20 protein-coding genes are annotated in these 20,504 nt (G+C 36.2%); all 20 read right to left on the reverse strand.

The window, feature by feature from the left end; genetic code table 11:
• Positions 1–151: 151 nt before the first annotated feature.
• On the reverse strand, positions 152–2,326 hold the full coding sequence (locus tag ACYQ0N_RS07900) for a glycoside hydrolase family 9 protein (protein WP_177533066.1): 2,175 nt from the start codon (positions 2,324–2,326) through the stop codon (positions 152–154).
• A 64-nt stretch (positions 2,327–2,390) separates the two neighbouring features.
• Positions 2,391–4,322 (reverse strand): glycoside hydrolase family 9 protein, encoded by a 1,932-nt coding sequence (locus ACYQ0N_RS07905; protein WP_177533067.1) that lies wholly within the window; start codon positions 4,320–4,322, stop codon positions 2,391–2,393.
• Between the two features lie 183 nt (positions 4,323–4,505).
• Complete coding sequence (locus tag ACYQ0N_RS07910) at positions 4,506–5,717, reverse strand: cofactor-independent phosphoglycerate mutase (protein ID WP_177533068.1); 1,212 nt, start codon at positions 5,715–5,717, stop codon at positions 4,506–4,508.
• Positions 5,718–5,774: 57 nt separating this feature from the next.
• The gene (locus ACYQ0N_RS07915; RefSeq protein ID WP_177533069.1) at positions 5,775–6,665 is read right to left on the reverse strand and encodes a diacylglycerol/lipid kinase family protein; all 891 of its coding nucleotides are present in this window, start codon (positions 6,663–6,665) and stop codon (positions 5,775–5,777) included.
• 117 nt (positions 6,666–6,782) lie between these two features.
• A complete protein-coding gene (gene tsf / locus ACYQ0N_RS07920; protein WP_177533070.1) occupies positions 6,783–7,709 on the reverse strand; it encodes a translation elongation factor Ts in 927 nt (308 codons plus the stop codon).
• Between the two features lie 71 nt (positions 7,710–7,780).
• A complete protein-coding gene (rpsB, locus tag ACYQ0N_RS07925) occupies positions 7,781–8,527 on the reverse strand; it encodes a 30S ribosomal protein S2 (RefSeq protein WP_177533071.1) in 747 nt (248 codons plus the stop codon).
• A gap of 150 nt (positions 8,528–8,677) precedes the next feature.
• Complete coding sequence (locus ACYQ0N_RS07930; protein WP_460162380.1) at positions 8,678–8,983, reverse strand: YlmC/YmxH family sporulation protein; 306 nt, start codon at positions 8,981–8,983, stop codon at positions 8,678–8,680.
• A 72-nt stretch (positions 8,984–9,055) separates the two neighbouring features.
• The gene (locus ACYQ0N_RS07935; RefSeq protein WP_177533073.1) at positions 9,056–9,784 is read right to left on the reverse strand and encodes a YebC/PmpR family DNA-binding transcriptional regulator; all 729 of its coding nucleotides are present in this window, start codon (positions 9,782–9,784) and stop codon (positions 9,056–9,058) included.
• Between the two features lie 20 nt (positions 9,785–9,804).
• On the reverse strand, positions 9,805–10,194 hold the full coding sequence (locus ACYQ0N_RS07940; protein ID WP_177533074.1) for a Mini-ribonuclease 3: 390 nt from the start codon (positions 10,192–10,194) through the stop codon (positions 9,805–9,807).
• A 31-nt stretch (positions 10,195–10,225) separates the two neighbouring features.
• Positions 10,226–11,503, reverse strand: coding sequence for a GTPase ObgE (gene obgE, locus ACYQ0N_RS07945; protein WP_460162381.1), 1,278 nt, complete (start codon positions 11,501–11,503; stop codon positions 10,226–10,228).
• Positions 11,504–11,618: 115 nt separating this feature from the next.
• The gene (rpmA, locus tag ACYQ0N_RS07950; RefSeq protein ID WP_177533076.1) at positions 11,619–11,900 is read right to left on the reverse strand and encodes a 50S ribosomal protein L27; all 282 of its coding nucleotides are present in this window, start codon (positions 11,898–11,900) and stop codon (positions 11,619–11,621) included.
• Between the two features lie 3 nt (positions 11,901–11,903).
• Positions 11,904–12,218, reverse strand: coding sequence for a ribosomal-processing cysteine protease Prp (locus ACYQ0N_RS07955; protein WP_177533077.1), 315 nt, complete (start codon positions 12,216–12,218; stop codon positions 11,904–11,906).
• A gap of 2 nt (positions 12,219–12,220) precedes the next feature.
• On the reverse strand, positions 12,221–12,532 hold the full coding sequence (rplU, locus tag ACYQ0N_RS07960) for a 50S ribosomal protein L21 (RefSeq protein ID WP_177533078.1): 312 nt from the start codon (positions 12,530–12,532) through the stop codon (positions 12,221–12,223).
• 133 nt (positions 12,533–12,665) lie between these two features.
• Complete coding sequence (locus ACYQ0N_RS07965; RefSeq protein ID WP_177533079.1) at positions 12,666–13,352, reverse strand: ECF transporter S component; 687 nt, start codon at positions 13,350–13,352, stop codon at positions 12,666–12,668.
• On the reverse strand, positions 13,349–14,995 hold the full coding sequence (locus tag ACYQ0N_RS07970; protein ID WP_460162382.1) for an ABC transporter ATP-binding protein: 1,647 nt from the start codon (positions 14,993–14,995) through the stop codon (positions 13,349–13,351). The genes ACYQ0N_RS07965 and ACYQ0N_RS07970 overlap by 4 nt, the downstream gene beginning before the upstream one ends.
• Positions 14,968–15,843, reverse strand: coding sequence for an energy-coupling factor transporter transmembrane component T family protein (locus tag ACYQ0N_RS07975; protein WP_460162383.1), 876 nt, complete (start codon positions 15,841–15,843; stop codon positions 14,968–14,970). The genes ACYQ0N_RS07970 and ACYQ0N_RS07975 overlap by 28 nt, the downstream gene beginning before the upstream one ends.
• Before the next feature lies 1 nt (position 15,844).
• On the reverse strand, positions 15,845–16,348 hold the full coding sequence (locus ACYQ0N_RS07980) for a DUF4430 domain-containing protein (RefSeq protein ID WP_177533082.1): 504 nt from the start codon (positions 16,346–16,348) through the stop codon (positions 15,845–15,847).
• 408 nt (positions 16,349–16,756) lie between these two features.
• On the reverse strand, positions 16,757–17,026 hold the full coding sequence (locus tag ACYQ0N_RS07985) for a PqqD family protein (RefSeq protein WP_460162384.1): 270 nt from the start codon (positions 17,024–17,026) through the stop codon (positions 16,757–16,759).
• Positions 17,016–17,723: a hypothetical protein gene (locus tag ACYQ0N_RS07990; RefSeq protein ID WP_460162385.1), complete on the reverse strand. Its 708-nt coding sequence runs from the start codon at positions 17,721–17,723 to the stop codon at positions 17,016–17,018. The genes ACYQ0N_RS07985 and ACYQ0N_RS07990 overlap by 11 nt, the downstream gene beginning before the upstream one ends.
• 89 nt (positions 17,724–17,812) lie before the next feature.
• On the reverse strand, positions 17,813–20,389 hold the full coding sequence (locus ACYQ0N_RS07995) for a cation-translocating P-type ATPase (protein WP_460162608.1): 2,577 nt from the start codon (positions 20,387–20,389) through the stop codon (positions 17,813–17,815).
• Positions 20,390–20,504: the final 115 nt, after the last annotated feature.

Consider the following 20,504-nt stretch of genomic DNA (forward strand, 5'->3'; position numbering starts at 1 on the left):
TATAATTACACTTTATTGTAAAGTCTTTTTGTAAATTTCGTTTGATTGTATGAATATACGCATTAAAAATTGTGGATAATTACCAATAAATAAATCGCATTCGACAAATTTCCCCCTATCCTTAAATAATTAAAGGATAAGGGGATTAATTTTAAAGTAAATTTTTACGCATCAATACGGAATCAAATACATTCAATAAGTCGTTTTCATCCATATCTCCATTTATAAAGCCTTGCTCTGATATTTTAATATCACTTAAATTAATAATATAATTATTAAGCATTACAATATCTGCAACATTAAATTTTCCGTCAATATTTATATCTCCCTTTAATTCAGACTTATCATCAGGCGTCTTGCCGTTCGGCTCTGTTCCCCAAATCAATACTCCATTGTCATACATTGTTATTTTATCCGTAACAGTTAATTCCTGAGATACCAAACCTTGGCAGGAATAATCGTTTGTCGGATCCCAAAAATTGGTTGCGTCAGGAACAGATATTCTGAATTGAAGTTCTCCCTGATTTTCTGACTGACCGGACGGGCATATGACAGTTCCATCGTCATAGGTTATTTCAACATAATAAATATTTCCATCATATTGTATAGGTCCTGATGCGGTACAATTTTGAAATTCATCATATCCTATTTTTACCGTTATATCATCAAGAGTATAACCAGCGTCGAAAAGCTCGGTCAAATCCATAAAATAACGATATGAAAGATTTTTTATAAGTCTGGCTGGCCATGCACTGTGATTTGTTGCCTGAACCTTTAACTCAGTAAAATTCTGGCTCGATTGATTTATACATGCTTCAATATAAAATTCGTCCCACTTAGGCGTTTCTACCGGAGGAAAACTCGGATCCGCTGTGCCGCCGTATTTTGAAAGCATTGCGCAAAGCGAGGCGGTATAAGCAGCATTATAATCAATAGCAACCTCACTGTATTGATATTGGTTTATTTCATCAGTATATTCACCGTTCTGATTAGGTCCGCCAACTAAAGCTCCATATAAGATATGCGCATGCTGTTTAGCGCCGTCTCCTTCTGTCTTGCCTAACATTGTCCATTGATCGTCCCATACGCCGCTTGATGTTCTATGATGCCATGCCTTCGGATAATCATCGCCCATGCCTACAACATAGCTGTAATTATTATTGTTATCGCCAAAGCAATAGTTCATTTGAGAATCTGCAAAATCTATATATCTTTTATAAAGTGTGCTATCATCTGAAAAAAGTTCATCACAGGATACATATGCTAAAAAAGCTGTGGTAGTCGCATGTCTTAATACTCCCCAGTTTGTCAGCCATGCGAGGCCGTCCGGGGTATAGCTTACTTTCTTTCCGCCATAGCCTACGGTCCAATAGTCGAGATGCTTTGATACTTGCTTTTTCCATGTTTCGTCACCGGTATTTATTGCATAAAGCAAGGTTGCGCCCTGTTGTACATCGTCCCAGCACATTCCCCATGTATATTTAAGCTCTGTAGACTGATCTTCTTTTCCGAGATTCGGTATATAATCCGTTTCACACAAATCAAGGTATGATTGTTCCCCTGTTGCCATATAAAGCCAGTTTGCCGCCCAAAAAAGTTCATCATAAAAATGACTCGACTTATACATATCAGCAGATGCCGGAGTATCATCGTCACTCCTTGTTTCATCAGCAATACGGAAACAGTTTTTGGAATGTTCAAGATAAGTTTGCGCAAGTTCAGGATCACTATCCTTGAACACAAGATAACCGGCTGCAAGAGCCGCCGCCATTTCTCCGGTGACGTTTGAATCTTTAGTAGTAAAATATGGTCTTTCTGTTTTGCCTTCCATTAATTCAAGCTTATTAAGATATACTTCCGCTGAACCCCACCATTTATGATCAAAACCGATTTCCCCTATCTGATATACTACTTCGTCACCTAAATCACAGTCTACAAGGAAATCCAAAGACCATTGGAGATTCTTTTTGTATAAATCAAGCAAACCCGATTTTTCCAATCCGTCCCGATATTCTATAACTCCCCATGCAAGCATAACAGAAGAATAGGCATTGGTTAATGCGAATTTGATATGATCGCCAGCGTCGAACCATCCTCCGGGAATATAATCGTTTTGCATGGAATCATCACGCCATGATACCTGATTCCAATCTGGAAGTTCTCCGGCTTGCTGAACCTGATAAAAGAAAAGTGATTTCTGCATAGCTTCACCATAGTTATAGGAACCGTCCGCAGCCTCTGCCACATCCGATCCGAAATATACCGGATGAATAAAAGCAGATATTGACATTAACGCAGATACTGCTATAGCCAAAATTTTTTTCATTATTATTTCCCCTTTACGCAACAAAACATCATTGTGTTTACAATGACGTTTTGCATTATTTAATTTATTTTCCTAAGACATCTTCACCAACTATCATTGCCACATAATTCATAAGTAAAAGACTGTCCTCCGTATTGATAATATTATCTCTTACAACATCAGAATTTGCTATTGACTCGATTGATAAACTATTGTCCGAACTGTTAAGTAAATACATATTAAGAGCAACTACGTCAGAAATATTTATTGTATCGTCTAAATTTGCATCTCCGTATTTAGAACCGTCTGGTATAGTATCCGGCTGAGGAATATCTGTAACTATCGTAGTTGTATAAGTATCATCAGAAGTCGTTATTATCGACGTAGATGTAATCTCAGTTACTGTAGTTGTAACAATAGGTTCTGTGGTTACTGTTGTTACAGGATGAATAGGCTCTGACTTATACCATTTTCCGAATTCATGATTTTCATCAATTTCTGAAACAGTTTTAATCAATTCATCAGCCGCATTTACATCTCCCCCGTATCTGCTATAAAGCCCTGCGATTGACAAAGCAAAGCATCCGTTATAATCAAGAGCCGGTTCTGTACACGAATAGGAATTCTTATTATCTTCATACTCGCCGTTTGAATTAGGACCTCCTACCAAGCAGCCATAAGGAGTATACTTCGCATCTGAATTGTCTGTAGCGCTGTTACTGCCCGGATTAGCCGCCCTATGGTGTATCTTTGTTGGCCACTGAGTTCCATATCCCAGCAAAAAGCTTTTTCCTGACGGATTATTTCCGAGTATAAAATCCATCTGATACTTAGCGGCATCGGCATAAGATGAATCATTGGTTATATCTGCAATATGCAGTGCAACCATTTGCAAAGCACAATTATATCTTGACGCGCCCCAGCCGTCTGCATTGTATTTGCTTGTTGAAAGTCCCCCTTTATTATTTAATTCGAATTTTAATTCATTAAGATAAGTATCCTGCTTATATCCTACTTCAGCCAATAATGCGGCATATCCTACCCAAACCTTATCCCAGCAATATAAATGGTAATCATATTCGCTTCCGTTATAGCAACCGTTTTGAGTTATCTGATAAGTAGGCGTATATGACGACGGAAGGCTTCCTCCGTTATTTGCGAGAGCGCACCATAGCTCTGCCCATGCAATATCGTCCTTCTGACTTCCCGAAGAATACATAGGACTAACTCCATCATATGTAGCCTGAGGATATTTTTTTGTAAATTCAGATAACGCATTTGCATATTTAAGGCATTCTGCCGAATATTCCGGGGCTTTGTCTTTAAAAGCTAATGAACATGACGCAAGCGCCGCTGCCATCTGACCTGAGGCGTCCGCAGAAGGATGTGAAGCGTCTGCCCAGTATGTAGTACGGCTCATTGTCTGAGATTCAGGAGATGTCCATACACTGTGATCCTCTCCTTCTGAAGCTACCTGATAACAAAACGCCACTACGTTATTACTGTCGTCAAGATACGTCACTTTCATGAAATAATCACAAAAGGTTTTAAGAATATCCATTAAATGAGCTTCACTGCCGGTGTCAATATAAGACTCCGGGTATGTATAATACGACCATGCTAAGCTTGCGCATGAAAATCCCATAGTCATTGAGAATTTAATATGATCTCCGGCATCATGATATCCGCCTGACACATCGACTTTATCAGATCCTCCGTTTTGATTCATAATAAAGCTTTTTGACGATGACGATAATCCAACGGCGCTGTTTAATGACGCTTCCGAATCGTATACATGACAATCATCTCTCCATGTAAGAGGATTATCACTTACTTCACTGCCGCATTGATTTGCGTCATAAAAATAAAGCGACAATTCAAGAGCCTTTGCATAATCATAACCGTCTTCCGCAGTTACAGTTGATGATATAAGAGTACTAGCAGCGGTGCAGGAAAACAATGTTGCGGCACTAATAAAAGCGGCTAACATTTTTCTTGCAGCATTATTTTTTTTCATTACAATCTTTCCTTTCGAAAAAACATTCCGTACTTACTTTGACATGTATATTTTATCATATTTTCACCATTAATTTCAATTGTTTTAATATATTTTTATAAAAAATCCACATACTGCACAAATAGGCAATATATATTTAGTACATAACGTAAAAATAAGAGGGCTTCAAAGCCCTCTTATTTTTTAATTATTTATAAATTTATCCATTATAGTATGACCTGTTTCAATAAACAGCCCTGTTTCACCTGCAGTTTTCTCGTTAAATGTATCTACCCCTTCACTTGACACTACGCTGTTATAAATCATAAACGGCACAGGATCATTAGTATGTGTTCTCAACGACAGAGGAGTTGCATGATCGGGTGTTATCAGAACCTTAAATGATTCATTTTCTGAAGCAAGGTAATCTGTAACAGGTCCAAGAATATGCTTGTCAATAAGCTCGATAGATTTAACTTTATTTTCTATTTCATGCCTGTGACCACATTCGTCCGGAGCTTCAACATGTATATATACAAAATCCTGACCGCTTTTAAATTCATTAATTGCCGCTTCAGCCTTTCCCTGGAAATTAGTATCAATGTAACCGGTAGCGCCTTTAACGTTAACTACGTTCATTCCCGAGAACTTTCCAATTCCTTTAAGTAGATCAACTGCTGAAATCATTGAAGCCTTTAGTCCGTATTTATCCCTGAAATTTTCAAGATTAGCCTTTACGCCTTCACCCCATAGCCACATACCGTTAGCTGGACGAAGCCCTTTTTCAGCTCTTGCAATATTAACTGGATGATCCTTTAACAGCTCATATGATTGTTTCATAAGATCATAAAGCTTTTTAGCATTAGGATGTAAAGGAATATAGCTTTTTATAGCCTTACCAGTAATATCATGCGGTGGCGTAAGTACACCGATATCAAGAGTACCATTATTCCAAATAAGGCAATGACGATAACTTACACCGCTGTAAAACTTAAATTCATCATTATTAAGTTTATCAGCCAGAAAATCAATAAGCTGTTCTGCCTCCTCAGTTGAAATATCATCTGCACAATAATCAAGTATCGTTTTATCCTCATAATTTTTTTCATCTGTAAGAGTAACAAGATTACATCTAAGGGAAACATCGGTTTCCTTCATATCTATACCTATACTTCCGGCTTCTAACGGAGAACGTCCCGTATAGCACAATGCGGGATCATATCCAAGCACTGATAAATTAGCTACATCGCTTCCCGGCTTTAATCCGTCTGCTACGGTTTTAATAGTACCCACCAAAGAATTCTTAGCTAATTTATCCATATTAGGGCAATACGCAGCTTCTAAAGGCGTTTTATTCCCAAGCTCTGCAATCGGATAATCTGCCATACCGTCATAAAGTACAACTAAATATTTCATAAGAATCTCCATTCTGATGCTGCCATCATAAGCAGCAATTTATATTATACTTAAAATTTATTTATTTGCCATAAGTCTTATGGCCTGTTTATTATTTTTAACAATAACCTTTTTCAAGGTTCCTCCATATTCGCCGTCAATAGTCCACTGAATTTCATTATCACATTCAAAGCAGATATTGGAAGTTCTGAATGATTTTATATACGCTGTATCAATATCAATGTTAATATTTAATAACGAGTGTATAATCCGCTGCAGATCAAGGGGATTATTAGGTGTTTTTATTAACGTTACCTCATATAATCCGTCGTCAAGCAAAAAATCGTTAAGTGAAAGCAATCCGGCAATTGATGAAGAATTTGTAACCATGCCGAAAATGAAATCGTCTTCAATTACTTCAGTTTCAGTAGTTATTTTCATATGATATGAACGTATACTCGTCAGACGCGTTAATCCATTCAATATATAAGCGGCATGTCCCAGATAATTCTTTACCTGCTGCGGCGTTTCATATGTTACTTCCGTAAACGCTCCAAAAGCGGCTATATAAGTGAAAAATTTATCATTAAAGCTTCCTATATCACATGGAAACGGTTTACCGTCAATTATCCATTGCACAGCGTCAATTATTGATTTGGGAATACCTACGCCTCTGGCAAAGTCATTAGTCGAGCCTGTCGGCAAATAACCTATCGGCAGTTTCTCATCCGTTTTCATAACTCCCTGAATAACCTCATTAAGCGTTCCGTCCCCGCCCGAACAAATTATAATGTCAAAGCCCTGACGGCACGCATATTTAGCGGCTGCACAAGCGTCCATTCTTTCCTGAGTAGGTCTGGCAGTCACCTCGTAACCGGCTTTTGTAAACATATCAATAACAGTTGCAAGCTTTGATGCGATTGTTGCTTTTCCGGACTGTAAATTAAAAATAAAGTATAATTTTTTCATAATATCAATCAGCCTTTCTTACAATTGATATCATTATACTACATTTACTAAAAAAATTCAATATATCAACAATAAAATACCCAAAGTAATTAAAAATATTACTTTGGGTAAATAAAATTATTTATTCATCATGCTGGCAACTTCGTCAGCAAAATTATCTTCTTTCTTTTCAACGCCTTCGCCTCTTTCAAAGCAAACATAATCAACAAGCTTAATTGTTGTATTTGCTTCCTTAGCGCATTTATCAATATATTTCTGAACTGTCAAATCCCCATCCTTGACAAATTCCTGATCAAGGAGACAGTTTTCAGAATAATACTTACCTATTTTTCCTTCGACTATCTTAGCCTTTACATTTTCAGGTTTGTTTGCCATTTTAGGATCATCGTTCATCTGTACAAGCATAATACTCTTTTCAGACTCAATAACTTCAGCCGGAACATCTTCCTTCTTAAGATAAGGAGCCTTAAGAGCAGCTACCTGAAGAGCACAATCCTTACCGCATGCCATAACTGCGTCAGAAGCTCCCGCAGGTGTTTCCATATTTACAAGAACGCCGATTTTACCGCCGCCGTGAACATAAGGAACAAGAATACCTTCCATTCTCTTAAATCTTCTGATATGCATATTTTCACGTATCTTTAGGAATAACTCCTGAAGCGCTTCCGCAACAGTAACATTTCCTCCTGAAATCTGCTCTGCATTCAAAGCGTCGATATCGGCAGGGTTCTTTTCTATAATTGTCTGTGCAACATCAGTTACAAACTTCTTAAAATCATCATTATTTGCAGCAAAATCAGTTTCAATATTTACCTCTACGACTGCTCCTACTGTATGAGCATCATTAGTAGCAGCCATTACAATACCTTCTGCGGCAACTCTGCCTGATTTCTTAGCCTGTGTTGCAAGTCCCTTTTCTCTGAGGATAACAGTTGCCTTTTCAAAATCGCCGTCCGCTTCAACAAGAGCCTTCTTGCAATCCATCATACCAACGCCCGTCTGCTTACGCAGCTCAGCAACGTCTTTAGCCGTAATATTAGCCATAATCATTCCTCCGTTAATTAATTTCCAGTAAAGCCCGAATGTAATAATATTCGGGCTTTTTATCATTTGATTTATTCAGCAGCAGCTTCCTCAGCCATAGCTTCTTCAACAGCAGCCTCGGCTTCAGTTGTATCTTCACCCTGTCTGCCTTCAATAATTGCATTGGCAATTGCTCCGGCAATTAGCTTAACTGCTCTGATCGCATCGTCATTACCCGGAATTACATAGTCAACTTCATCCGGATCACAGTTTGTATCAACAATAGCGACAATAGGAATATTTAGTTTCTTTGCTTCTGCTACGGCGATCTTTTCTTTTCTTGGGTCTACTATGAAAAGCGCGCCAGGAAGCTTATCCATGTTCTTGATTCCGCCCATGAATTTTTCAAGCTTTTCTATTTCAAGGTTAAGCTTAACTACTTCTTTCTTAGGAAGAAGGTCGAAAGTTCCGTCCTCAGCCATTGTATGAAGCTGTTCAAGTCTTTTGATCCTTGTCTGGATTGTGTTGAAGTTTGTAAGCATGCCGCCGAGCCATCGTGCATTTACATAATGAGCTCCGGCTCTCAGAGCCTCTTCTTTTACCGAATCTCCGGCCTGCTTCTTTGTACCTACAAAAAGCACAGACGAGCCTTCCGCTGAAAGATCACGGACAAACATATAAGCCTCTTCAAGCTTCTTAACAGTTTTCTGAAGATCGATGATATAAATTCCGTTTCTTTCTGTGAAAATGTACGGTGCCATTTTTGGATTCCATCTTCTTGTCTGATGTCCAAAATGAACGCCTGCTTCAAGAAGCTGTTTCATTGATACTACTCCCATTGTAGTTCCTCCTGTTTGGTTTTTTATTTCCTCCGCCAAACTTAGCTTAACGGCACCCTTTTTAAGGGACCTGCCGCTAAAAGTATAAGCGTGCGAATTACCGTAATATTATACCATAATTTCTAAGATATTTCAACTTTTTTCTAATATTCATTTCGCCAAATTTTCTATTCTAAATTTTGATATTTTTGTCTTTTTTTCACAGTTTCCTTTATTGAAACTAACTAAAATTGTATCGCTGCCTATTAACTTAATCTGAGAACATGTAATAATTAAATCATTGTCTTTTCCAAGCAAGCCATATAAACGCTTTCTTCCATATATAACAAACGCTATTATTTCACCCTTAACGGTTTCAAATTCCACATCATCTATGAATCCAAGCTTTTCTCCGTTTATAATGTTTATAACTTCTTTTTCACGCAGTTCCGACAAGCTATATATCAAACTTATCATCCCCTTTTTAAGCATAAAACATTATATGAATTAAATATCGCATATATAACAGATTCTTAAATAATATTACTATTATTCTGTAATTTCCCAGTTATGATATACGTTTTGAACATCGTCGTTATCTTCAAGATGTTCAAGCAGTAAATTCATCTTTTTTATATGTTCTTCATCAGTAAGCGTTATATAGGTTGAAGGAATGCGGTCAACTTCTGCTGACAGGATATTGTATCCTTTTGAAGAAAGCCCTTCTCTCAAAGCGCTTAAATCGGCAGGCGCACAGGATATTTCTGCCGCCTCCTCTTCAACGGAAAGATCGTCCGCTCCAAATTCAAATGCGTCCTCCATGAGTGTATCCTCATCAATACCGTTATTTTCAACAATAACTATACCCTTGCTTGCGAACATAAATGAAACGCATCCGCTGGTACCGAGATTTCCTCCGAATTTATCAAAATAATGACGCACGTCCCCTGCTGTACGGTTTTTATTGTCCGTTAGACATTCTACAATTAATGCGACGCCGTTTGGACCATATCCTTCGTAAACCATTGTCTCGTAATTATTTTTATCTCCGCCTCCGGCAGCCTTTTTTATAACTCTTTCAATATTATCATTCGGAACATTATTTGACTTAGCCTTAGCAATAAGATCGCGAAGCTTGGCATTATTGTTAGGATCCGGTCCCCCTTCTTTTACGCAAACTGTAATTTCACGACCTATTTTTGTGAAAATTTTACCTTTTGCCGCGTCTGTAGCTTCTTTTTTCCTTTTAATATTATTCCATTTTGAATGTCCTGACATATATATACACTCCCCGAAAATTATTTGTCTATTATAATATTAAATAGCTGTTCAATTCTTTCTGCTTTACCAAGCAAATCCAAATAACCGAATAAGCACTCCAAACCTGTTGCCCTGCGATATTCTATTGCATTTGAGCTTTTAGGAACGGTATTACCCGTTGCGTTCCTTCCCCTTTTTACAATTGCTATTTCCTTCGTATCAAGCAGTGGCATTATTTTGTCTAAAGCTTCTGACTGAAAAGAAGCGCAAACCTTTTTTACTTTAAGATCATGAAGTTTTGAGGCAGGCATATTTGCGCTTAAAACAATACATTCTCTAACGAGCTTTTCATAAACACTATCGCCAAGAAAAGCTAATGCAAGCGGACTGTACTGATTCACTTCGCGCTCTGTCAAAATCCTGCTCATAATTATACTCTCCGTTTCCGTTAATTAAAGATTATTCTATAAAATCAAATTCAAAGCCTAATATATTTACGGTATCCCCTTCATTGATTCCCATTTCTTCAAGCTTATCAATAATACCGCTTCTTCTCAGAACCTGCTGAAAATATTGAAGTGAAGAATAGTCGTCCATATTTACTGTACGCATAATTGGTTCAAGCCATGGAGCATACACATAATATATGCCATCTTCAATTTCAATCTCAAATTTTGTATTAGCAAGCGCCTTTTCTTCAAGTTCTTCTTTTGTAACAGGTTCCGACTGAAATTCTCTGACGGGAGGAAGATTTTCCAGTTCCAAAGCAGCGGCATTAATCAATTCTTTAGTTCCTTCAGTCGTAGCAGCAGAAATTCTAAAAAATTGAAAGCCCTTATCTGTTACATAATTTTCAAGTCTGGTAATTTGCTCTTCCGACGCCAAATCACATTTATTTGCCGCAACTATCTGCGGACATTCCGCGAGCTCTTCACTGAAATCTCTTAATTCGTCATTTATAATTTCAAAATCTTCTATAGCGTCCCTGCCTTCTATTCCGGAAACGTCAACAACATGTACAATAAGTCTGCATCGTTCAACATGTCGCAGAAACTCATGCCCTAATCCGATTCCTCCGCTTGCTCCTTCAATTAACCCGGGAATATCAGCCATTACAAACGACCTTTCTTCGCTTATGCTTACAACGCCAAGTACCGGTGTTAAGGTTGTAAAATGATAATTAGCAATTTTCGGCTTAGCTGCGCTTACTACAGAAATAAGTGTAGATTTGCCAACATTAGGAAAACCGACAAGTCCTACATCGGCAATAAGCTTAAGTTCTAAAGTGATTTCAAATTCTTCACCTGGAAAACCCGGTTTAGCAAATCTCGGAATCTGCCTGGTAGACGTGGCAAAATTACAGTTTCCTTTTCCTCCAATACCGCCCCTTGCAAGTATTTTAGGTTCGTCAGTTGAAATATCAGCCATTATTCTGCCAGAATGAGCGTCACGTATTATTGTGCCTCTCGGCACTCTTATGACCAAATCAGGCGCACTTTTCCCCGTACATCTGTTTGATCCTCCGTTTTGTCCGTTTTCAGCAGTATATTTTCTTTTATATCTAAAATCAATGAGAGATGAAAAATTATCGTCTGCTATAAATACTACATCTCCGCCTTTACCGCCGTTCCCACCGTCAGGACCCCCGGAAGCAACATATTTTTCTCTGTGAAATGAAACTGCTCCGTCTCCGCCGTTTCCGGCTTTTATTTTTATTTTGGCTTTATCTACAAACATATTTTCTCCGTTCCTACCGAATAATCTTTTATCAATAAACAGCCAGATTAAACGCCTTAAAAATTTTAAAAAAATCCCAAGCTATCAGCCCGGGATTTTTATTTAAAATAAATGCTTATTGTTCCGCATAAACGCAAACCTTTTTACGATCGCGCCCAACTCGTTCAAATTTAACCTTGCCGTCTACAAGTGCAAAAAGCGTATCATCAGAACCTATACCAACGCCTTCACCCGGATGTATATGAGTTCCTCTCTGACGTACAAGAATATTACCCGCAAGGACAAACTGACCGTCAGCTCTTTTTACTCCAAGCCTCTTGGATTCTGAATCACGTCCGTTCTTAGTTGAACCTGAACCTTTTTTATGAGCAAAAAACTGCATACTGATCTTCAGCATAACTTACACCTCCGTAAATTTTATCTTAATCGTTTCGTTAAATTCCTGTGACAATAATTCAAGCTGCATTATAAATGCTTTATATAATTTCTGCAATACTATGTCACCGGAAGCAGTTTTAAAAAAAACGGTATTGTTCTGAGCCGAAACATCCGCTTCAAATCCAAAAACATCTGTTATCGCATTGACCGTCATCTGAACTGCGGAAGAAACTGAAGCACACGCTATATCTTTTCCGTAATCATCATATCCGGCATGTCCGTTTATTTTAAAACCTTTAATTTCGCCGCCATTTTCAAAAAACTCAGCGACAATCATAATTAAGCCTTAATTGCTTCGATTTTTACCTGTGTGTAAGGCTGTCTGTGACCCTGCTTTTTCTTTTCACCCTTCTTTGGCTTATAAGTGAAAACAGTAATTTTCTTAGCCTTTCCATTCTTTAAAACCTTAGCTTCAACAGCTGCATTTTCAACATAAGGAGCTCCAACTGTCAGACCATTATCTGTTCCTACTGCAACAACCTTATCAAAGCTTACTGTTTGTTCTGCCTCAGCGTTTAGCTTTTCAATAAAGAGAATATCTCCCTCTTTAACCTGATACTGCTTTCCGCCGGTTTCAATAACTGCGTACATTCTGCGGCACCTGCCTTTTTTTAAAAACTCGCTGTTTTAGGTGTGAAATTTATCAACTTTATTAACCGTAAACATGCGGCTTAATTATTTTATCATATTTTTACCTGTAAGTCAATAGTTTTTTTAGTTTTATTCACCGGTATTCAAAAATACCATACCTTTTTTTGGCACGTTTTATTTTTTTACCAATAGGCTTTTGGAGTAAAATCAAAAAAACTATATTTGATAAAGAATAAATTATCATAATAGGAAAAGAGGAAATCAACTGAATTATATATCTTGAAAAATTAAATTCTTTATCTATATTCAATACTGTCCACAAATCCATGATTAATGAAAATAATACTCCGGAAATAAAAGCGTATATTACCAGGATAATACGCTTTTCCAGCAATTTCTCACCAATAACTCCTGAAATAAATCCAATTAATCCCCAGCTTATCATCTGAAATAACGTCCATGGGCCTTGTCCGAAATAAATATTTGAAATAAGCGCTGAAAACGAGCCGCATATAAAACCTGCAGGGGCGCTTAAATACATACCGGAAATAATTGTAAACGCAGTTATAGGTTTAAAAAACGGTATAAATGAAAACATTATTCTTCCGCATACTGAAAAAGCCGTCATCAAAGCTACAAGCATTATTTCCTTAGACGTCGCCTTGCTTTTTTCAAAGGTTATGTAAAACGGAATACATGAAAGGAACGCCGCAATCAAAGACGCCACGTCGTAATATTTTCCGCTGAATAAAATTATATCCGCAACGGTCAGAAAAATAATAATCGAAATCATTGCCGCCGTCGTTAATTTTCCGTTCATTCAATTCCACCGTTTTTTCTTCTTAAATATTTTATATCCTCAAGAGTTATTGCATTATCAAAATATCCTTTAGTAATACGCGACACTGAAGTGGTATAAAAATTATTACGGCTGTAAAATTCTCTCGTGCTTTCCTCTGAAATTATCGTACCGTCAAACAGCAGTCCGCATTTATCGGATACCTCTGCTGCAAACTCATTGTCATGAGTTACCAATATTACTGTTTTTCCGTCATTTGATAATTTTCTCAATATACTTATAAATTCTTTTTTTGACCAGGCGTCTATACCCTTAGTCGGCTCATCAAGCAGAAGTATATCTGAATTTTTAATCATTATTTTAGCTAAGGCCGCCTTTTGAATTTCCCCGCCGCTTAAATCATAAGGATGATTTTTAATTACATCAACAATATTAAGCCTTCTGCAAATGTCGTTGACTACATTTGATACTATTGCCTTTTTTACGCCGCACCTTATCGCATAGCTCATTAAATCGTCTATGACCGTTTCCTCTGTAAAAAGAATCACAGGATTTTGTGGTAACATCGCTATATAGGAAAAATTTGAGTTTTTCTTTCCGTTAATAAGAACCTTACCGGAATATGGTATATTTTGTCCGGAAATAATTGATAAAAGAGTAGTTTTTCCACTTCCGTTTCCTCCTACTATTGCATAAATTTCACCTTTTCTAACGTTTAATGATAAATCATTGATTATATCATCAGACTTCTTTTCATACCTAAAAAATATATTACTTAATTCAATGCTACATGAATTATTATTTTCTGCTGACTCATTTTCAATTTTCCTGATGTTATTAGAACAATAATTTTGTATAAAATCTTTTGCTTCCTTTACGTCAACAGGACACGAAGCTTTAATTCCGAATTCATGATAAATACGAGCAGGAATCGGCAGACCTTCAATAATCTGAGTATTCTTAGAAAAAAAGCCGCAGCAAGTTCTGGGAATACCTAGATATCTTATTTTATTTTTATCAATTACCGCAATTTTATCTGCAAGAGAGTAAATGCTTTCCAGATTATGTTCAGCAATAATGACGGTTATTCCAAATTCGCGATTTAATCTTAAAATCATATCTGTAAAAGATGATGCGCTGAATGGATCAAGCTGTGAAACCGGTTCGTCAAGTAAAATAAGCTCCGGAGACATTATCATTACAGAAGCCAGGTTCAGCAGTTGTTTCTGCCCGCCGGAAAGCTTATTAGTTTCATCTCTGAACCATTTATTTATGCCGAATAAACTTGATATTTCTGCGGTTTTTCTTCTTATAACATTACTTGATTCTCCTAAATTTTCAAGCCCGAAAGCCAGCTCATGCCATACTTTATCAGTTACTATCTGGCTTTCGGGGTTTTGCATTACATATCCTATTTCTGCTGCCGACTGCCTTGGATTAAGCTCTGATATTTTTTCCCCTTTATAATATATATTACCTTTAATTTTACCCTTAGGTATTATTTCCTTTTTCATAAGCTTAAGTAGCGTTGTTTTTCCGCAGCCTGACGGACCATAAAGAATTAGAAATTCTCCTTCATTTACCGATAAATTTATATCTTCTAATATATTATAATCGGAGTTATTATAAGCAAAGCTCAGATTTTCGATTTTAATAATTTCCATTTACACTCCTCATACATTTCAGTTATAAAAGGTATCATAACGAATAATAACCAAAGCAAATAAACAATAATTACTGAAACAGTGATTCTTGGATAAATAATTTCAGGATAATAAATGCATTTTATTATCTTATACTTAAAAATAACTGACATAAATGAAAAAATATATGTAATAAGAAATAAACATAAAATATCCTTTTTTTTAAATGTATAAAAATTAAAAGATGTCCTTCCTTTAAGACCATATCCTCTTGAATCCATTGAATCAGAGGTTTCCGCTGTGGATTCTATCATCCATGTTACAAGAGAAGATATGCTTTTAATAGTAATATGCAGCTTTTCCCTTATACCTTTTTTATTATTGCTTATGCATTTTTGTATATTATAAATACTGTGAAATTTTCTGTTCATTTCAGGCACGAATTTTAGTGATGAAGAAAGAAGAAGAGCTAACTTAGATGAAACGCCGGATAAAAGATATATTATTTTATCAGATGACATAACTGAGCTGAAACAGCTAAACCAGCATATAACAGATATAAGGCCCATACCGGCAGAAAATCCATATATAAACGACTCTGTCGTAACAGCATTATCATTTATAAAAAATAATACTGTTTTCCCGTTATGTGAAAATAATGGATTTATAACAGTTATGATCAGTAAAAATAAAAAATAATATATAAGCTCTTTAACAGCCTTTTTAGGTTTAATTATCATTATACGGTAAAGTATAGCTCCAAGCATACTAATAGATGAAAAAAGCGGATTTATATTAAACATTGAAAATCCGATTGCAGTGAAAAAATAAATAATCAGGATAAACGGATGTCTGCGTGAAAACCACATATCAGTAATCCTCCAGACTGCATGTATAAATCCATTGAACCTTATCACCGTCATTCAAAATAAACGAATTACATCCATATTGAGCAAACTCATCGTTTACTTTATATATCCACCCGCTTTCAGGTCCGCATGAAAATTCATAAATGTAATTTATGCCTTCCACATATACGCTGCCGAATGAATTATCGTTTATCCCCTGAACCTCAAGCTGGATTTCGTTTTCTTTTACAGCCCGAGTTAAAACGTCGTATACAGTTTCATTTGCGCTTATTGGATATTTAGTTTCCTCCAGTATGATTCCATTTTCAGGAATATATTTTTCAAGGCCATCTTCAAGTTTTTCCATATTTTCTAAAATCTGTGAACAATTAATCGACATTGTAATATACTTATCAGATTCGTTTGAATTAACACTATAATACTCATCCTTTGTTTTTATTAAATCACAAGACGATAAAAATACAGAACAGCATAATAACATTGAAATTGTTATTTTTTTATTCATAAGCTTTTATAAATATTCTCCTTTTTTATAAAAAAATAAATATATTTTATTATATACCATAAATGCGTATAAATTTTATACCGAAAATTTTTGTTAAAATCAATATATTTTTTACCTTTAAAGCAGCCAGCGGCATAACCCAAAACATTTTCTTGCGGAATTATTTCAAGATACTTGCAGTTATCGCCGCATATTATATATTCTTTTTCTCTAACTGAAATAACTCTATGCAAAATAAATTGATTTCCTTTTTTATAAAACGCTATATTAAATTTTTTCAGTTTATTTTCGGCATTTTTTATTAAAACTAAATCTCTTTTATCATTGAAAAAAGGTTTCATACTGTTTCCGAAAAAATGAGCTATGAAATATCCGTCTTTTTTCAAAATCTGTTCATACGATGCAAATTTATTCATTTACGATTACATTATTTTCTTCTAATATACCGACTATATATTCAACATCAGCTGATGCTGTTTCAATATCAACAGAATAATGATTGGCGTAATTTTCTATTAGTGTTTTCTTTTCAATTCCGGGTTCAATGCAATGCCATATATAAGCAGAAGTATCGTTAAGCTTTATTATCCCATTAAAATTCTTTGCGGTATTTCCGACTGCCGCGGCAATATATTCATTACCTATTTTTTTCATAACAAAATCTTTATTAATCATCATTTTTATCACTTCCCAATATATTATATGCCGTTTTAACCGCCTCAAAGGATATATTGCATTTTAAACTATAAAAATCCAATGTCTTGATAAGACTATCCACTACAGACATAAAATTTATCATGTCGTTTTTATGTAATGGAAATATAATCTGTTCTAATAATTTTGAAGTAATTTCCTTAGGCTTTGATTTACATACTAAATTAATATTACTTTTTTCAATAAAAAATACTGACTTTAATATAACTGAAGTATTAATATTATCATTTTCTTTTCCGCACCAAGGCGTTCCAAAAGCATAAAAATCTTTGCCGTCATATTTTATTATAGGCTTATCGCCGTTTAAAATTAAAACTCTGCTTCCAAAATATCCACGCCACAGACGTGCATGCGTCGACTTGCCATAACCGCTTGGAGCCGAAAAGGCATAGCCCTTACCGTCGAAGCTTATTAAGGAAGCATGGAGCATAAAGCAATTGAACTTTATAATTTCACGGCAGATTTTCCGATAAATACATATACTTTCACAGTAATCCTTCGGACTATGGTTATTCCTTGACTCTTCCTCAATTTCATTATCAGAAGCTGTAATTATAATTTCAGGTTCTTCACAAACAATATAATCTTCACACAGTATCCGCACAAAATCATATTTATTTCGGATACCGATTATTATATCTGCAATTTTTATATTAAACATATCTTTTCCTAAAAAAGGCAGGGCAGAAAAACTCTGCTCTGCCATAATGTTTATATTATAACATAATAATTCTATTTTTACAATAGCTTTTATTTTTTCTTCAACAGTTTTTTAATAAGCTTTAAGAATTGAATTATGATAAAAGTACCTATCGATGTAGCCGCAATCAAAATTATCTGAGACACATTCAAACTAACCGCTTTGAAAATACCTGAAATCCCAGGAACAAACAAAACCAAAGATAACAGAATTACGCCTATTCCAAATGCTCCGAAAATAAATTTATTATTGAAAAATTTATTTGTAAACAAAACCGGTTTTTCTGATTTACAGTTAAAACCATGAATTAATCTTGACAGACAAATGCTTGCAAACGCCATTGTACTGCCTGTTTCGTTCGAGGTATTAAGGCCGTATAAGAAACAGATTACCGCTGCTGCCGCAATTATCAGGCCTTCTGAAATCACGCTCAATAAAAATGATTTTGTTAGAATAGATTCATTAATTGGACGTGGTTTTTCTTTCATAACGTCGTTTGAATGAGGTTCAAGACCCAGTGCAATAGCAGGGAGAGAATCTGTCAACAAATTAATAAACAGCAAATGCACCGCAGCAAACGGAACCGGCAAAGCAGCCAACGAGGCAAACAGCACGACAATAATACCGGCTGTATTACCTGACAATAAAAATTGAATAGAACGTTTTATATTAGCATAAATGTTTCTTCCATTATTTACAGCCTTGACAATGGTTGCAAAATTATCATCTGCAAGAACCATAGACGCGGCGTCCTTGGAAACTTCCGTACCGGTTATGCCCATTGCAACGCCGATATCGGCCTGTTTCAGCGCTGGGGCGTCGTTTACGCCGTCTCCGGTCATGGCTACAATATTTCCTCTTTCCTGCCAAGCTCTTACAATCCTTATTTTATGCTCAGGTGAAACACGGGCATATACGGATTTCGTAGGAACATATTCCTTTAGCTGTTCGTCAGAAAGATCATCTATTTCTGATCCTTCGGCAGCTTCTGAATAATCTTTCAATATTCCGATTTCCCCGGCGATAGCAGCAGCGGTTACCTTATGATCTCCGGTTATCATAACCGGTTTTATTCCCGCGCTTATACACTCTGCTACCGCAGCCTTAGATTCCTCACGCGGCGGATCCATCATTGCAATAAGCCCCATAAACGACAGCTCGTTTTCATCCTCAAGACAGACTTTTTCTGATTTGATTTCTTTATATGCAAATGCCAAAAGTCTAAGACCTTGTTCTGAAAGTTTTTCTGTAGCTTCTATTATTGCAGACTTTTCACTATCGCTTAAAATCATTCTGTCTATTAATACGTCGGTAGCGCCCTTTGTGAGCATGGTAAGCACACCATTTACATTATGAACAGTAGTCATCAGTTTTCTGTCTGAATCAAACGGTATTTCTGATAAACGAGGATATTTCTCACGTATATATTCAAAATCGAAATTATACTTGCTTCCGAAATTAACTAACGCCGTTTCAGTAGGGTCGCCGATTTCTTCTCCGTTTTTACATACTGCGTCATTGCATAAAAGACTGCTGAGTAAAAGACGCTTCTGATGACCGATTTCAAAATCACCGTTTCCGGCATCGATTATTTTACCGTCTACAAAGATCTTTTTAACAGTCATTTTATTCTGTGTCAACGTGCCGGTTTTATCTGAGCAAATAACAGACACGCTTCCTAACCCTTCTACAGCTTGAAGCTTTCTGATTATTGCGTTTTCTTTTGACATTTTCTGTGTACCGAATGAAAGAACAATCGTAACTATAGAGCTTAAAGCTTCTGGTATAGCAGCGACTGCAAGGGCAACGGCAAACAGGAAAGCGTTCATTAATGCTTCTCCTCTGTAAACGCTTAATCCAAATACAAGGGCACAGATAAGCAAAATTCCTATAGAAAGCTTTTTGCCGAAATTATCAAGATTTGCCTGTAACGGAGTTTTTCTTTCCTTAGCGCTTTTTATAAGACCGGCAATTTTACCTACTTCCGTATTCATTCCAATATCGGTTACGATAAATTTAGCGCGTCCATAAGTAACAAAGCTTCCTGAATACACCATATTCAGTCTATCGCCTAACGGTAATTCCTCTTTAAAAACAGCGTCTTCCTTGTCAACACTGAGGCTTTCACCAGTCAAAGCGCTTTCGTTGACCTTTAAACTTGCATTTTCTATTATTCTTCCGTCGGCACATATATAATCGCCTGCTTCAAGTAAAACCACATCTCCGACAGTTACGTCAGCGGAAGGTATTACAACCGTCTGACCGTTTCTTAAAACCTTGGCATTAGGAGCTGAAAGCTTTTTTAAGCTATCCAGAGATTTTGTTGCATTAACAGTTTGAACTGTCCCTAATATAGCGTTTAAAGTAATAACCGCTAAAATAACTATAGTGCTTTCAATATCTCCCAGGATTGCCGAAACCAAAGCAGCGGCAATCAATATTATTACTAAGAAGTCCTTGAATTGCTCAATAAAAATAAAAAAAATACTCTTTTGCTTTTCTTCTGCAATTTCATTTTTTCCGTATTTCTCAGTATGTTTCCTAACCTCTGCGTCATTCAGACCGTTAAGGGAAGATTCGGTTTCTTTTATAACCTGTTCCTTGCTTTTCAAATAATCATTCATTATTTACTCTCCTTTTATTTTAGGGCAATAAAAAAGACCTTTGCCGAAACCAACTGAATATAAATAAAGCAATTGATTTCAACAAAAGTCTTGCCGTTTAGATATGCTACGGATTGAA

It is taken from the genome of Ruminococcus sporogenes, from assembly GCF_054655175.1.